Raw genomic sequence first — 641 nt, forward strand, 5'->3', positions numbered from 1 at the left:
AGGCATCCGCCATGCGCCCTTATTTACTTTCATTATCACGTACACACTCTGTTTTTTCAACAGAGCGGATGATATATACTTTTAGCTCTTTTGGTTTTGACCAAATTTTACTTTTTCAGCTTGTTACATCATGTCAAAGATCTTTTGTGTGGAGAATAACGGATTCGAACCGTTGACCCCCTGCGTGCAAAGCAGGTGCTCTAGCCAGCTGAGCTAATCCCCCGTACTGTTGTCTTTTCAAAAGCGGGTGCAAAGGTAAATGTTTTAGTTTGAACTCGCAAATAAAAAAGCAACTTTTTTTCATTATATTTTCATTCAGTTTTGCTGTTTGAAAACATTGACTTTCGTCGACATTATTTCAGATAGATTTGCTACCTGAAACATTGACTTTCGTCGATGTAGTCCCAGGCAGAGTTGAACTGCCGACCTCTACATTATCAGTGTAGCGCTCTAACCAACTGAGCTATAGGACTATATAATAAAAACAAACTTGCCTGTAGTACAAGAAGCATAAACCTTCTTGATATCTTTATTACGGTATCACTCCAGAAAGGAGGTGTTCCAGCCGCACCTTCCGGTACGGCTACCTTGTTACGACTTAGCCCCAATTACCAGTGTTACCCTAGGGCGCTCCTTGCGGT

2 tRNA genes and 1 rRNA gene are annotated in these 641 nt (G+C 41.3%); all 3 read right to left on the minus strand.

Annotation, left to right across the window (positions count from 1 at the left end):
• Positions 1-149: 149 nt before the first annotated feature.
• Positions 150-223, minus strand: a tRNA-Ala gene (locus tag H6A61_RS15325).
• Between the two features lie 176 nt (positions 224-399).
• A tRNA-Ile gene (locus tag H6A61_RS15330) sits at positions 400-473 on the minus strand.
• A 76-nt stretch (positions 474-549) separates the two neighbouring features.
• Positions 550-641: ribosomal RNA gene (locus H6A61_RS15335) — 16S ribosomal RNA — on the minus strand; the annotation flags it as partial.

Origin of the sequence: Bacteroides caecigallinarum (assembly GCF_016901995.1) — a bacterium.
In the GTDB taxonomy this organism is placed as follows: Bacteria; Bacteroidota; Bacteroidia; order Bacteroidales; family Bacteroidaceae; genus Phocaeicola; species Phocaeicola cellulolyticus.